This window comes from Paenibacillus xylanexedens (assembly GCF_007676705.1).
Taxonomy (GTDB): domain Bacteria; phylum Bacillota; class Bacilli; order Paenibacillales; family Paenibacillaceae; genus Paenibacillus; species Paenibacillus xylanexedens_C.
The window spans coordinates 563,722-576,465 of sequence record NZ_VEBF01000003.1 but is presented as its reverse complement, the minus strand read 5'-3'; the positions used below and the strand labels follow the sequence as shown (position 1 = coordinate 576,465).

The following is a 12,744-nucleotide window of genomic DNA, read 5'->3' as shown; positions in this document are numbered from 1 at the left end:
AGATGCACCGTGTCAACACCAACATTTCACCTAAAACGGGAGGAACGACAATGAATTGGAGTCAGGCAAGCATGACATGGAAAAAGAGATTGAGGTTGAACTGGAAGGGTGGCATGTCGCTGGTACTCGCGACCAGCTTTGCACTGCTGACCGCTTGTGGAACACAAGCACCCGCAGAATCAGGCACGACGGCTGCTGCCAGTGGAACCGAAGCGCAGGCGAAAGATCCGGTGGAGATTGAATTCTGGTATGGTCTGGGTGGTAATCTGGGCGATAACATGAAAAAGACGATTGATGCGTTCAACGCCTCCCAGAACGAAGTCGTTGTAAAAGGAATTGTACAAGCCGATTACACGGAAACGGAACAGAAGCTGCAAGCAGCAATTGCTTCCAAGAAGGTTCCGGCCGCTGTACTCAGCTCCAATATAGACTGGGCACGTAAAGGATATTATGCACCTATGGATGAGATGATTGCCGCTGATCCGAATTTTAAGAAAGACGATTTCATTCAGACATTTCTGAACCAGGGACAGGTGGATGGAAAGCAATACTTTTTGCCAATGTACGGTACGACTCAGATCATGTATTACCGCATGGATACGTTCAAGGAGAATGGAATCGATCCAGCGAGTCTGACGACATGGGAGAAGCTGGCTGAGGCAGCTGCGAAGATGAGCAAGCAAGAGAATGGCAAGACCACCTTCTACGGTTGGGAACCGATGTGGGGTAGAGACAATATGATTGATGCCGTGCTGGGTAAGGGCGGACAGATTCTTAGCGACGATGGCAAAACTGTCATGATCGACTCCCCGGAATGGATCGAGACATGGGACTTGTTCCGTAAATGGATTAACGAAGACAAGATTATGGGCATTCACTATGGAGGTCAGGGCTGGGAGTACTGGTACAAAACGATTGATGATGTGATGAAGAATAAAGCAGCGGGTTACACGGGATCTAGTGGTGACCAAGGTGACTTGGACTTTAGCGTAGTCGCTGCGATGCAACAACCAGGCTGGGAAGGCGTTGGTGAAGGAAAACCAGTAGCTAGTGCCATTTCGGCAGGTATTCCGTCAGCTGCAAGTCCTGAACAACAACAGGCAGCGTACAAGTGGCTTACGTATTTCTCTGAGACTTCGAACACAGCTTCATGGTCTATGAACACCGGATATATTGCAGTTCGTCAATCGGCTCAACAAGATCCAGAGTTCATGAAATTCAGTGAGGAAAATCCACAGATCACCGTACCACTGCAACAAGCAGCTCACGCTTCGGCTCCATTCCAGGATCCAACGGGTGGCAAAATCAATGATGCATTGAAGGATGCAGCTGATCAGGTGCAGATCAATAATATGCCAGCTGAACAAGCGCTGAAGGAAGCCAAAGAGAAAGCGCAGAAAGAACTGGATCGTGTAACGAAATAAGAAACGTATACAGGCAATTGACTCACGCGAAAAGGGCGGTACATGCTGTACCGTCCTTTCCGTTCATACAAGATCGCAGACAAGGAGTTTAACCAATGCAAGATGAGACGTATGTGGACGGATTACCGAATCCGATTGAAGCCGTTTTGTTCGACAAGGACGGGACATTGCTTGATTTTACAGGTATGTGGGGATTCTGGAGCGATTGTGTGTTGAACGACTTCAGAGATCAGTTGGCAATCCGAGGACTGCGTATCAACACAGATGAACTTCCGCAGATCTGGGGTACATTCCACGATGAACAAGGCCGAATGAATGGGTATGACGTGCGAGGGCCGCTTGCGATGGGAACCATGGATGATGTGTATGCCGTGCTGACGTGGCATGGATATCGTGCGGGTCTCAGCTGGGCGGAAGCCAAGATTATGGTTCGGGGATGCTTGGCGCGAGCGGAGGAAGAGATGGAGAAGCATCGTCCGGCACATCCGTTACCGGGCGTTCGTGAATTCCTTGAGCAGTGCCGTAGCGAAGGTATCGTTATGGGCGTAGTAACGGCAGATGATACACCAAGTGCGGTTAAACATTTACAGTGGATGGGACTGGATTCCTTTTTTGACGTGGTGATTGGTACGGATCTGGTGGAGCGGGGCAAACCTTTTCCCGATATGCTACTGCTCGCCTGTGAACGGTTGGGTGTATCTGTGCAGCATACTGTGGTCATTGGGGATACGGACGGAGACATGGAGATGGCACGAACGGCTGGTGCGGGGTATAGGATTGGCATTGGAGAACCGGGAAAAATCCGCTTGGCGGATAGGACGATTCAATCGTTCCATGAATTAATGAATGGTGGGTTCGGCCAATGACGAACAGTCATGCTTACTTGGGCTGGGTACTACTGGCAATGGCCATCGTGCTGGAGCTTAGCGCTACCATTTTGCTGAAAGTATCGGATGGATTCTCGCGGTTATGGCCTTCGGTGTTGATGTTTGTCTGTTATGGCGCAAGCTTTACCTTTCTCAACTTTGCAGTGAAGTATATGCCGCTGGCTGTGGCATATGCGATCTGGTCTGGCGTGGGCATTACGCTTATTGGCATCGTGGGGCATTACTATTTTGGTGAACGTCTGCGGCTCACGTCGATGGTCTGGATCGGTTTTATTCTGATTGGCATTATTGGACTGAAATGGAGTGATTCCTGATGAAAAATGAACATACACCTGAGCAACCTCTTGCTACCTTCCAAGTCATTACAGATACGCATGTACGGGATGAGGCAGACCACATTCATAACCGACATTTGGAGCTGGCACTTGCTGATATGGCCACGTATAGTCAGGGTAGCAGTGGGATTATGCATGTGGGCGATGTGACGGATCGAGGTCTGCCGAGCGAGTACCGTGAGTTGCAACGTATATGGAAGCAACATGCGGAGCGCTTGCCCGATATCCGGTACACGGTAGGTAATCATGATATTGGAGCCGTGGTATGGCAAGATCCGCCGATCGTGTTGCTTGAGATGAAAGAGGATGAAGTAGCCGAGTTGTTGGAGCAAGAGACAGATATGGAGCTGGTTCAAAAACAAACCGCTGCTGAATCAGCTGCACTAATTGGGCAGTTATCAGGTGGAACTTATACGTTGTCTGCCGCACCTTCGGATCAGGAGGGTCAGGATATGTCAGAGGAAGCTCAGTCCATTACAATCGCCGGGTTATGGCAACGTCGATTGAGTGATTTTGAAGCGACAACCGGCATGAAGGGTTCCTACCACGATCACTGGATCGACGGGTATCATTATATTTTCTTGGGCACTGAGCAACCTCATCCGAAGGATTGTGATATGTCGGCTGAACAGTTGAAGTGGCTGGAGGCGAAATTGTCTGAACGTGCAACGTCGGATCATCCCATCTTCCTGTTCTTGCACCAACCGCTTATGGATACGGTAGCTGGTTCGTTGAAGGAACAGGGATGGTATGGGGTGAATCAGGATGCGGAACTCAAGACTGTCCTCGCCAAATATCCGCAAGCGATTCTCTTTTCAGGTCATACCCATTGGCAGTTAGAGGCGCAGCATACAATGTACGATGGTGCAGGCCACATGCCAACGATGTTCAATGCTTCGTCTGTAGGTTATCTCTGGACAGATCAGGATGAGCATCTGGAGGGCAGTGAAGGACTTCATGTTGAGATTTATAAGGATCGAGTTGTTGTGAAGGGACGGAACTTTGTTACGGGCGAATGGATTGAGGGTGCTGAGTTTACGGTGCATTATCCTGTAGAAGGGTAGTTATTCGGATAGTCAACGAGAAAGGGGCATTCTAAGAGTCAATGTCATTAAGATGAGTTAGACTTGATGATGTTGCTCTAAGGGTGGCCTTTTTGGTGTGCATCTGTTGATGTGCATCAAATCAAAGGATGGATAGTTCATTTTCACCTCACTTTTACGAACATCTGCCCCATAAAGTTCCACGTGAAACGTAGTAGGAGTACATAATACTGGGTAAAGTTGTAAATGGGTGTTCGTACAAACTATACTCAAATAAGTCACATTAACTTATTAATCGGTAGTCTAACCTTATTCATGGAGAGGAAGTAGAAGCGGCATATGAGAGAACTTCAAGTTGCAACGAAGTACGGTACAGTTCAAGGCGAGCTTTTGCATGGTGCAAGCGTATGGAAGGGCATTCCCTATGCGAAACCCCCAGTAGGTGAATTACGTTTCCAGGCTCCGGAACAGCCCGAATCATGGGATGGAATACGACAGGCCACTCAATTTGGACCTGAGAATATACAACCTCGAAATCATCAACCAGAAGGCCTGACAAAACTTCCGAATGAGTCAGAAGATAGTCTATATCTGAACATCTGGGCGCCTAAGGAAAAAAGCGCGGAACCACTGCCGGTCATGGTATGGATTCACGGCGGCTCTTTCGTATCAGGTTCAGGTAGCCAGCCTATGTATGATGGTACGCAGTTAGCGGTTCGGGGTGAGGTCATCGTTGTGACAATCAACTACCGACTCGGACCTTTGGGTTTCCTTCACATGGCCCCATTGGATGATTCATTTGTATCCAATGCAGGTCTGCTGGATCAGGTTGCGGCGTTACAATGGGTGAAGGACAATATCTCTGCTTTTGGTGGTAACCCGGACCAGGTTACGGTGTTCGGCGAATCAGCAGGCAGCATGAGTATTGCGGCGTTGATGGCGATGCCAGCGGCCAAAGGACTCTTCCATCGTGCCATTATGGAGAGCGGTGCTTCACAATTCATGCCGGCAGAGCAAGCTTCAGCAATGCGGGAAGGGATGCTGAAGATTCTTGGCGTGGACCGGGATAATCTGCAGAAGCTAAGTACAATCCCTGTAGAGCAGATTATTGCAGCTGGTGAAACGGTCAAACAGCAGAGCGGAGCAGGCATGGCATTATTATTCCAACCTGTATTGGATGGGGAGATACTTCCACAGATTCCACTCCAGGCGGTGAGCGAAGGATCAGCACAGGACATCCCGGTGCTGATTGGTACGACATTGCACGAGGGTGCACTGTTCATCCAGCCGCATGTACCGTATTCAAAAGAAATCGATATGGTTCAGGGCGTAGACTTTATGACACCAGATCTGCAGAATCGGGTATCCATCGCGGACAGTTATCCGAAAACGGCTGATGGACAAGCTCAAGTTATGACCGATATGTTCTTCTGGCGGTCATCGCTGCAATATGCTGCGGCACAGCAGAAGTATGCCCCCGTGTGGATGTATCGATTTGATTGGGTCATGCCGGAACATCCCCTGTTGAAAAGAGCAATTCACAGCATCGAAATGTTCTTTGTGTTCAATACACTGCATGTCCTTAAATTCATGAATGCGGAGCCCGACGAAGCTGCGTCGGTACTTGCTCTAAAGGTACAGGATGCATGGATTTCCTTTGCCAAGAATGGCAAACCTGAGGTTGCAGGTGTGAACTGGCCAGCTTATGAGCAGGATCGCGCGACACTGATCTTCAACCATGAGATTGAAGTTGTGCATGATCCTGAAGCATCCAAGCGTAAGTTACTGGGTCTGTAGTTCAAAAAGAAGGCGACTCCATTATGTATAAGTGGAAGGCGCCTTTTTCTGATGCCAGTGCATGGAAGCTTAGTGCTTAACAGACATGTTAACTATTTACGAGAGGCTCGCGTGCGGGATACCTCATCGAAGTAGAAGGAACGTTTCCCACGGGAGAACAGCACAATGAAGACATGAATGAAGAGCACGGCATAGACCAACATATAGACACCGACTGTTCCTAGGGAAAGCAATATTTGATAAGGCCGGAGCATTACATCCTGATTACTGGTGAAGGCATAGTCATTGACCCAGCGGATGATTGTAATCACGAACCACGGCGTGTAAAGTGCGAGCAGTCTTTTAAATAATGATTCGATGGTCGGTGAGCCGCTCTGGCGATTCACATATCGGAAGCGCAGAATAGCTGAGCCTGGTGTTGTTCCGCTCCGTACCCATGGAATGAAGAACAGTACGATGACCATCGCGATGGATGTATTCAGTGCTTCTTGAATTACATCGGACGGGGTGAAGATGGACAACACATTGGTAATCAGCACGACTACCGCACCGTCGATAAGCAATGCAAGCAGTTGTGGTACGGGATACACGCGATTTTGCTCCACGATCTGCTCACTTTTCGCCTGGATACTTGCTTGGGATGGAAACAAAGCGAGTAGAATGGGAGCTGTGACAAATCCAAGCACTGTTCCTGAAGTGTTCAATAACAGATCATCTACATCAAACAAGCGATAGGGACAGTTGTAATACCCGTAGAATCCGGTGATTTGAGTGATCTCGAAGAATAAGGAAAGCCCCAAGCCACCCAGTAGAGCATATTTCCAGAACGATCTCTTTTGAAAAAAATAACGGATATATACACCTAGCGGCATGAGAAGCAGGACGTTAAATAGAACTTGCAGAAAGGCTCTGCCCTGAATCATGCTGAGATAGCTGGATGGCTGAGACCATACAACGGGTGTTTCCTTCATGATGTCTTTAACAAAAGTGAATGGAACCAGATTATAGTAGATCGTGTCAGCAGCTTGCTGTGCACAGGTATCTCGCGTAGTCGGAAACGGGAGAATGACAAGGCAGTAGGCAGCCAGAATATAAAAGATAAAGGAAAAGCTGATGCCAAACCGCGACCAACTAAAGAAGCCGTCCTTACGATAACCATAGATCAACCACGGCACCAGCAAAAACATGGCCGCGACGACAAATATAGCAAATGCCGCTTGCACCGGAAAAACATATGAAGACATGAGTAGGCACTCCTTTGATATCAGAAAAATATAGTGAATTTCACCAGAATTTCATGCATTTGTAGTGCGTATCTAATAGTTACATCATAAGTAGTTACCCTTAAAGTGAGGGAGGCATGAACCTTAAATTTGGTTTAAATCCATTCATGCAGTGAGCAAGCGTATGGAACATACCGCCGAAATCCCGTATACTTGCGGGAAAGCCAATCGTAGAATGGAGAGTTTAATACATATGTCTAATTTGCCTAACTGCCCGAAATGTAATTCTGAGTACACGTACGAGGATGGTAACCTGTTGGTTTGCCCGGAGTGCGCGCATGAATGGTCTCCAGAAGGGGAAAATGAGAATGCAGAGGATGCAAAAGTAATCCGTGATGCCAACGGAAATGTGCTAAGTGATGGCGATACCGTTACGGTCATTAAAGATCTGAAGGTAAAAGGCAGCTCACTCGTGGTCAAACAGGGTACGAAAGTGAAGAATATCCGCCTGATTGATGGGGATCATGATATTGATTGCAAGATTGACAGTTTGGGTGCGATGAAGCTGAAATCCGAGTTTGTGAAAAAGATATAAGATAAGATCGAGAAACGTTCAGTTCCGTATCCAAGGGAATTGAACGTTTTTTTGTTTGACAGGAAATATTTAGTAGATATATACTGGTTGGAATTTAATTTTTGAACATGCTTGGGTGGTCTACATATCAGAAAAGGCAGGTGTCAGAGCGATGAAGAGAGATCATATTATTAAATATTATTCCGGGTTTGATGAGTGGGGGAGATTGGAGCGGGAACCGATTGAATTCATCATTAACATGCATTACATCAAAGAGTATCTTCCTGCCAACGGTCATATTCTGGATAATGGCGCTGGGCCGGGGAAGTATGCCATGGAGCTGGCGAAACTGGGGTACCAGGTTACTTTATCTGATCTGACACCGTCCTCCGTAGATACTGCACGGCAAAAGGCTCAAGAGTTCGGTTTGACACAGCAATTCAATGGATTCCATGTTCTCGATGCGACTTCGCTCTCCGGTATTGCTGACGAGACTTATGATGCGTCCCTCATGCTGGGGCCGTTGTATCACCTGCAGACAGATGAGGAGCGTGTGGCTGCTGTGCAGGAGTTGTATCGTGTGACCAAGCCGGGGGGCATGGTGTATATAGCGATGCAGAGTCGAATGCGCATGAGTATCAATTCGTTACAATCTCCGCAGCATTGGAAGCCAAATGACCATATGGGAGCAATCCGTTCTTTTGTGGAAAAGGGTATATTCGATCATCAGGATCAAGGACGATTTACGGGAGCATACTATTTTAATATTCAGGACGTTACGCCCTTCATGGAACAGCACAACTTCGAAACTGTTGATTTGATTGGTTCATCGAGCCTTAGAGCGATGCTCACGGACGAGCAGCTACAACACTGGCAAGAACGCGGCGAGTATGATGAACTCATGCAATATATGATTGAAGCGGCCAAAGATCCTTCCATATTGGGAATCTCGTCGCACCTGCTGTACATTGGGAGAAAGAAATAATCATAAAAGTGCCCTCTGGAAACAGAGGGTACTTGTGTTTTTTATCAAAATAGTTCAATATTAAGATACATAACAAAAGGTGATCTACTTACAATAGGTTAGATGGACAACGGATCGCTTCATACCAGGGAGGAACAGACAATGGAAATAGGAATTAGTACATTTGTGGAGACGAATCCGGATGTAAAAACAGGAGAGCTTATCAGTCATGCGCAGCGCATTCGCGATGTCGTTGAAGAGATTGTTTTGGCAGATCAGGTGGGTCTGGATGTATACGGCGTGGGGGAACATCATCGTGCTGACTACGCGGCTTCATCACCAGCTGTCATTCTGGCAGCCGCAGCTTCACAGACGAAGAATATTCGCCTGACGAGTGCGGTAACGGTGCTGTCATCGCATGATCCGGTAAGGGTATATCAGGATTTCGCGACACTGGACGGCATTTCGAATGGGCGTGCAGAGATTATGGCAGGGCGGGGATCATTTATCGAATCGTTCCCACTATTCGGCTATGATCTGAACGATTATGATGAACTATTCGACGAGAAACTGGATTTACTGCTCAAACTGCGTGATTCGGAAAAAGTAACCTGGGAAGGCAAACATCGCCCTTCCTTTAACAATCTGGGCATCTACCCGCGCCCTGTACAGGAGAAACTTCCGGTATGGATTGGCAGTGGCGGTAATCAGGAGTCCGTAGTTCGTGCAGGATTGCTCGGTTTGCCACTGGTGCTTGCCATTATCGGTGGCCGTCCGGTACAATTCGCACCATTGGTGGAACTGTACAAGAAAGCAGCTGCACATGCGGGACATGATGCTTCCAAGTTGACCGTTGCTTCTCACTCTCACGGCTTCATTGCCGATACAACAGACGAAGCCGTGGAGAAATTCTTCCCGCCAGCTCAAGCGGTTATGAACATACTGGGCCGTGAACGTGGCTGGGGACACTATAGCCGTGCGACATTTGATGCGGCGCGCAGCCTTGAAGGTGCATTGTATGTAGGTGATGTGGAGACGGTAGCTCAGAAAATTATTTACCTGCGCAAAGAAGTCGGCATTACTCGCTTCATGTTACACACCCCCCTCGGCACCATGCCGCATAACGAGGTAATGAGAGCAATTGAACTGCTTGGTAAAGAGGTCGCTCCAATCGTGCGCAAGGAAATTGCACGTTGGGAAGCCGAGAACCAAGAGGCACGTTAATCAGCTGTAAATCAATATGGTTATAGATAGTGAACAAAGGAAAGGAGCATGTCCTAGGCGCATTACGCCAATGGACCTGCTCCTTTTTCGTTTATCTTCTAAAAGCTTCAAATACAGCACCGACTCCATGCTTATCCATTTGCAGATGTACTCAAAAGGGAGTGTATGACCATCGATACCGTATGATCATAGAGGGTTCTGGCAGCTTCTTCGCTCTCAATATGACCTCCCAAGTACAGATGAATAACACCGTGTAAAGGAGCCCAGATCATTCGTACCGCAAGCAGGGGATCTTGCACCTGAATCATTCCCTGTTCAATGGCTATCTCCACCAGGGCAGATACTTGCTTCAGTGCAGTCGCTGTTCCCTGCAAGGTCTCTCCATCCGGTTTGAATTCGGAAAAAGAACCTCCGAACATCAGCTGATAGAAGCTGGATTGCGAAATGCCGAAGTCCCAGTAGACGTAGGCCAGATCACGGAAATATTGTTCGAACGACGCTTGTCGGGGTATAGCTTCAAAATACTGGGCCATAAGAGAACATCCCTCGAAATATAGATGTTTGGCTAACCCTTCTTTTTTCCCGAACAGGTTATATATGATTTTGGTGGAACACTCCATGCGTTCAGCAACACGGCGTACCGTGACGGCCTCTGGTCCATGCTCTTGCAGTAAAGCAGCAGCAGCATGCACAATATTTTGCCGCAGATTATCCGAGTGCTGGAGTCTGGCTTGCTGAAAGGTCGTTACTGTATGTGCAGATTCCGTGGAACCTGAATTATGATCCTTCATTGATTTCATCCTCGTAACCGTATTGTTGTTCAACAGAAACTACGTTTCCGTTTCTTAAGGTCATTCTACTGTTTTACGCGGGCTAACGTCAATTTAATCCGAATTAAGAAAAGAAGCACCATGTTCTAATTTCAAATTTAACAATTATTATTTGACAGGATCGTGGATTGTGGTTACGATGGTTTTATACAGAAACAACGTTTCCTTATAAAAACGAGAATTCCAATTACAATTAGAGGATGGATGAAAAATGAAAAAGGGTCAACATCAATGGGTACTTATTACAGGTGCTTCTTCAGGTATCGGGGAGATTTTTGCACTCGAAATGGCTTCCAAGGGTAAAAATATCGTGCTTGTGGCCAGAACGGAGTCCAAACTGAATCAATTGGCAGAACGAATAGAGCGTACATATCAAGTGAGGGCTGAGGTAATCGTATCGGATCTTTCCGAGGTAGAGGCACCACGGAACGTATATGAGGAATGCCAGAATCGGGGTATACAGATCGATATATTGATCAACAATGCTGGATTCGCTACTCATGGGTTATTTGAACAAGTGGATGGTTCCAGGCAGCAGGATGAGATTATGTTGAACGTGTTGGCCGTGACCAATATGACACATCTTTTCTTGCCAGGCTTGTTGCAGAAGAAACATGGTGCTGTCATTAATGTGTCTTCAACGGCTGCCTTTCAACCTGATCCGTATATGGCTGTGTATGGAGCGACGAAGGCATTTGTACTTTCTTTTACAGAGGCCTTATATGAAGAAAACAGGAAGCGTGGTGTTCAGTTCTTAGCGCTATGTCCGGGTTCAACTGAGACTTCGTTCTTTGATGTAGTGGGCGCTGAAGAAGCCTCCGTGGGCAAACGTGATACACCTGAGCATGTCGTGGCAGTGGCCATGAGGGCGCTGGAGTCAGGCAAACCTTATGCTGTGCCTGGGGCCCAAAACTATTGGACAGCGCAGTTCTCCCGCCTCATGCCACGCAAGTCCATGTTGCGAATCGTAGGAAGTATGCTAAGGCCACGTTCCAAGGGTGGTAAAGCAGAGAAAGTGCAAGCCTGAATAACTTATATGAGATGAACGCTTTAGGCCAAAATGCCTTTGGCCCGAGCTTCCTTCATCCAGTCTGGAAATTCGGTAAGGAGACGATCATACAATTCTTCATCACTGATCTTGGAGATGTCGTCCAGTGCAAAAAAGTCAGCATTATCGATGAAACGTCCAGTCATATCATCGAGATTCTCCAGAATACCGTAATTGGCTTGTCCCAAGCCGACGAATTGCCAGAACAGATTTTTGGTTGAGCTTTCGGTAATAAGCCGCATGATTTTCCCTTTTTGACTGACTCCACCATCGCTAAAAAAGATAATATACGTTGGGATCTTCACATTAGGTTCCTCGATCGTGTATTTGCGAATGACATCCTGCATCACAGGAGGTTCGTTGTTGGTACCGCCTTTGCTTCCCAACGTATATGTGCGTTCAATATAATTCTCGAAATCCCTGGCGGTGACGCTAGGGGCACGCAAGAAGTCTTTGGCAAAGAACCAGACGTCCAACTCTCCGTTATCGTCAAACGCTGATGCAATCGCCAGGATACGCTCGAAGGCTTCTTGCACAACGCCTTTTCGATACAGATGGTACATGGAGCCTGATGCATCGAATACGACGGCAACACGTGCCTGTATAGGTTCAATATTTTTCTTTTGCAGAGACAGGGTTACTTTACGCTTGAGGAGATCGATCTTGGTCAGGTTTAGTGGTGCATGATTCGTGTTCGGTACAGCAACAGATGCCGGGGCTTCAAGAGAGGTCGCTGCAACTTCAGCACGTGCCGTGAGAAGGACCTGTTCAGCTTCCGAGGTGTCGTTACTCTCAATCTCAACACCAAATGACTCTGCCAGCGGCTGCAACCCACCAAAGAAACCTCGTCCAATTGCACGAACTTTGAATCCGTCACGATACTTATAGATTTCAATGAAAATAAGTGCTGTTTCCGCAGTGACTTGCGTGATCTCATAGGTAATCTGCTGGGAACCTGCTTGTACAATCGCCTGACATGCCTGAACATCGGCAAATGTGCCTCTCGCATCCAGAGTAGCCGTAAACACACATTTTTCCACAGGAGCCTGCCGTAATTGATTCGTATCCAGTACAAAAGAGGATTGCAGTTCCTCTGCCTGTTGCAGAAGTACACTATGGTGAGGATCAGCCTTCTGATTATAAAATACAAAATAGTCGTCAGATGGAACTTTTCCTTCTTCGTTCACCATAAAGCAGCTAACATCCAAGGGAGAAGGGGTTGATGTACACTGAATGGTTACCTGAATTTGCTCGCATTCGTTGATGCTGATATTTTGCCCTGAGTTTAATTGAATGAACGAATCGGTCATGATCGGATGCCTCTCTTCTCCAATATAATGGTTGAAAATGAACAGTAACAAGATAGATTCTGAGACAAATGTTTCCATAAGTCAA

Annotated in this window: 12 protein-coding genes; 9 read left to right on the top strand and 3 right to left on the bottom strand. The window is 47.2% G+C overall.

The annotated features are described in order from the left end of the window. Window positions 1–50 precede the first annotated feature (50 nt). The 5 genes from FS628_RS20435 to FS628_RS20415 all read left to right on the top strand — a co-directional run bounded on the left by FS628_RS20435 (window position 51) and on the right by FS628_RS20415 (window position 5,486). On the top strand, window positions 51–1,424 hold the full coding sequence (locus FS628_RS20435) for an ABC transporter substrate-binding protein (RefSeq protein ID WP_145324860.1): 1,374 nt from the start codon (window positions 51–53) through the stop codon (window positions 1,422–1,424). Between the two features lie 95 nt (window positions 1,425–1,519). Then, complete coding sequence (locus tag FS628_RS20430) at window positions 1,520–2,290, top strand: HAD family hydrolase (protein WP_145324859.1); 771 nt, start codon at window positions 1,520–1,522, stop codon at window positions 2,288–2,290. After that, a complete protein-coding gene (locus FS628_RS20425) occupies window positions 2,287–2,625 on the top strand; it encodes a DMT family transporter (protein ID WP_145324858.1) in 339 nt (112 codons plus the stop codon). Before FS628_RS20430 ends, FS628_RS20425 begins: the two co-directional genes overlap by 4 nt. After that, window positions 2,625–3,710 carry a metallophosphoesterase family protein gene (locus FS628_RS20420; RefSeq protein WP_145324857.1) on the top strand — a complete coding sequence of 362 codons (1,086 nt, stop codon included), beginning with the start codon at window positions 2,625–2,627 and terminating at the stop codon, window positions 3,708–3,710. Before FS628_RS20425 ends, FS628_RS20420 begins: the two co-directional genes overlap by 1 nt. A gap of 318 nt (window positions 3,711–4,028) precedes the next feature. Beyond that, window positions 4,029–5,486 carry a carboxylesterase/lipase family protein gene (locus tag FS628_RS20415; RefSeq protein ID WP_145324856.1) on the top strand — a complete coding sequence of 486 codons (1,458 nt, stop codon included), beginning with the start codon at window positions 4,029–4,031 and terminating at the stop codon, window positions 5,484–5,486. A 92-nt stretch (window positions 5,487–5,578) separates the two neighbouring features. Here FS628_RS20415 and FS628_RS20410 read toward each other — a convergent pair whose 3' ends face one another. After that, the gene (locus FS628_RS20410) at window positions 5,579–6,730 is read right to left on the bottom strand and encodes a VanZ family protein (protein ID WP_145324855.1); all 1,152 of its coding nucleotides are present in this window, start codon (window positions 6,728–6,730) and stop codon (window positions 5,579–5,581) included. A 232-nt stretch (window positions 6,731–6,962) separates the two neighbouring features. Here FS628_RS20410 and FS628_RS20405 point away from each other — a divergent pair, with 232 nt between their 5' ends. The 3 genes from FS628_RS20405 (at window position 6,963) to FS628_RS20395 (ending at window position 9,471) form a co-directional block, all read left to right on the top strand. Continuing rightward, window positions 6,963–7,304 carry a zinc ribbon domain-containing protein YjdM gene (locus tag FS628_RS20405; protein ID WP_145324854.1) on the top strand — a complete coding sequence of 114 codons (342 nt, stop codon included), beginning with the start codon at window positions 6,963–6,965 and terminating at the stop codon, window positions 7,302–7,304. Window positions 7,305–7,455: 151 nt separating this feature from the next. Then, window positions 7,456–8,268, top strand: coding sequence for a class I SAM-dependent methyltransferase (locus FS628_RS20400; RefSeq protein ID WP_145324853.1), 813 nt, complete (start codon window positions 7,456–7,458; stop codon window positions 8,266–8,268). Window positions 8,269–8,409: 141 nt separating this feature from the next. After that, on the top strand, window positions 8,410–9,471 hold the full coding sequence (locus tag FS628_RS20395) for an LLM class flavin-dependent oxidoreductase (protein WP_091035571.1): 1,062 nt from the start codon (window positions 8,410–8,412) through the stop codon (window positions 9,469–9,471). A gap of 131 nt (window positions 9,472–9,602) precedes the next feature. On the opposite strand, the gene FS628_RS20390 is transcribed toward FS628_RS20395, so the two are convergent. Then, complete coding sequence (locus FS628_RS20390; protein WP_145324852.1) at window positions 9,603–10,262, bottom strand: TetR/AcrR family transcriptional regulator; 660 nt, start codon at window positions 10,260–10,262, stop codon at window positions 9,603–9,605. A gap of 250 nt (window positions 10,263–10,512) precedes the next feature. Here FS628_RS20390 and FS628_RS20385 point away from each other — a divergent pair, with 250 nt between their 5' ends. Further along, window positions 10,513–11,328 carry an SDR family NAD(P)-dependent oxidoreductase gene (locus FS628_RS20385; protein ID WP_145324851.1) on the top strand — a complete coding sequence of 272 codons (816 nt, stop codon included), beginning with the start codon at window positions 10,513–10,515 and terminating at the stop codon, window positions 11,326–11,328. 23 nt (window positions 11,329–11,351) lie between these two features. On the opposite strand, the gene FS628_RS20380 is transcribed toward FS628_RS20385, so the two are convergent. Further along, window positions 11,352–12,737 (bottom strand): VWA domain-containing protein, encoded by a 1,386-nt coding sequence (locus tag FS628_RS20380; RefSeq protein ID WP_260871126.1) that lies wholly within the window; start codon window positions 12,735–12,737, stop codon window positions 11,352–11,354. Window positions 12,738–12,744 lie beyond the last annotated feature (7 nt).

What these genes read in the sequence shown, in the direction of transcription:
- FS628_RS20425 (WP_145324858.1), top strand. Translation starts at nt 2,287, where the DNA reads ATGACGAACAGTCATGCTTACTTGGGCTGGGTACTACTGGCAATGGCC.
- FS628_RS20435 (WP_145324860.1), top strand. Translation starts at nt 51, where the DNA reads ATGAATTGGAGTCAGGCAAGCATGACATGGAAAAAGAGATTGAGGTTG.
- FS628_RS20380 (WP_260871126.1), bottom strand. Translation starts at nt 12,737, where the DNA reads ATGGAAACATTTGTCTCAGAATCTATCTTGTTACTGTTCATTTTCAAC.
- FS628_RS20430 (WP_145324859.1), top strand. Translation starts at nt 1,520, where the DNA reads ATGCAAGATGAGACGTATGTGGACGGATTACCGAATCCGATTGAAGCC.
- FS628_RS20415 (WP_145324856.1), top strand. Translation starts at nt 4,029, where the DNA reads ATGAGAGAACTTCAAGTTGCAACGAAGTACGGTACAGTTCAAGGCGAG.
- FS628_RS20420 (WP_145324857.1), top strand. Translation starts at nt 2,625, where the DNA reads ATGAAAAATGAACATACACCTGAGCAACCTCTTGCTACCTTCCAAGTC.
- FS628_RS20405 (WP_145324854.1), top strand. Translation starts at nt 6,963, where the DNA reads ATGTCTAATTTGCCTAACTGCCCGAAATGTAATTCTGAGTACACGTAC.
- FS628_RS20395 (WP_091035571.1), top strand. Translation starts at nt 8,410, where the DNA reads ATGGAAATAGGAATTAGTACATTTGTGGAGACGAATCCGGATGTAAAA.
- FS628_RS20385 (WP_145324851.1), top strand. Translation starts at nt 10,513, where the DNA reads ATGAAAAAGGGTCAACATCAATGGGTACTTATTACAGGTGCTTCTTCA.
- FS628_RS20390 (WP_145324852.1), bottom strand. Translation starts at nt 10,262, where the DNA reads ATGAAGGATCATAATTCAGGTTCCACGGAATCTGCACATACAGTAACG.
- FS628_RS20410 (WP_145324855.1), bottom strand. Translation starts at nt 6,730, where the DNA reads ATGTCTTCATATGTTTTTCCGGTGCAAGCGGCATTTGCTATATTTGTC.
- FS628_RS20400 (WP_145324853.1), top strand. Translation starts at nt 7,456, where the DNA reads ATGAAGAGAGATCATATTATTAAATATTATTCCGGGTTTGATGAGTGG.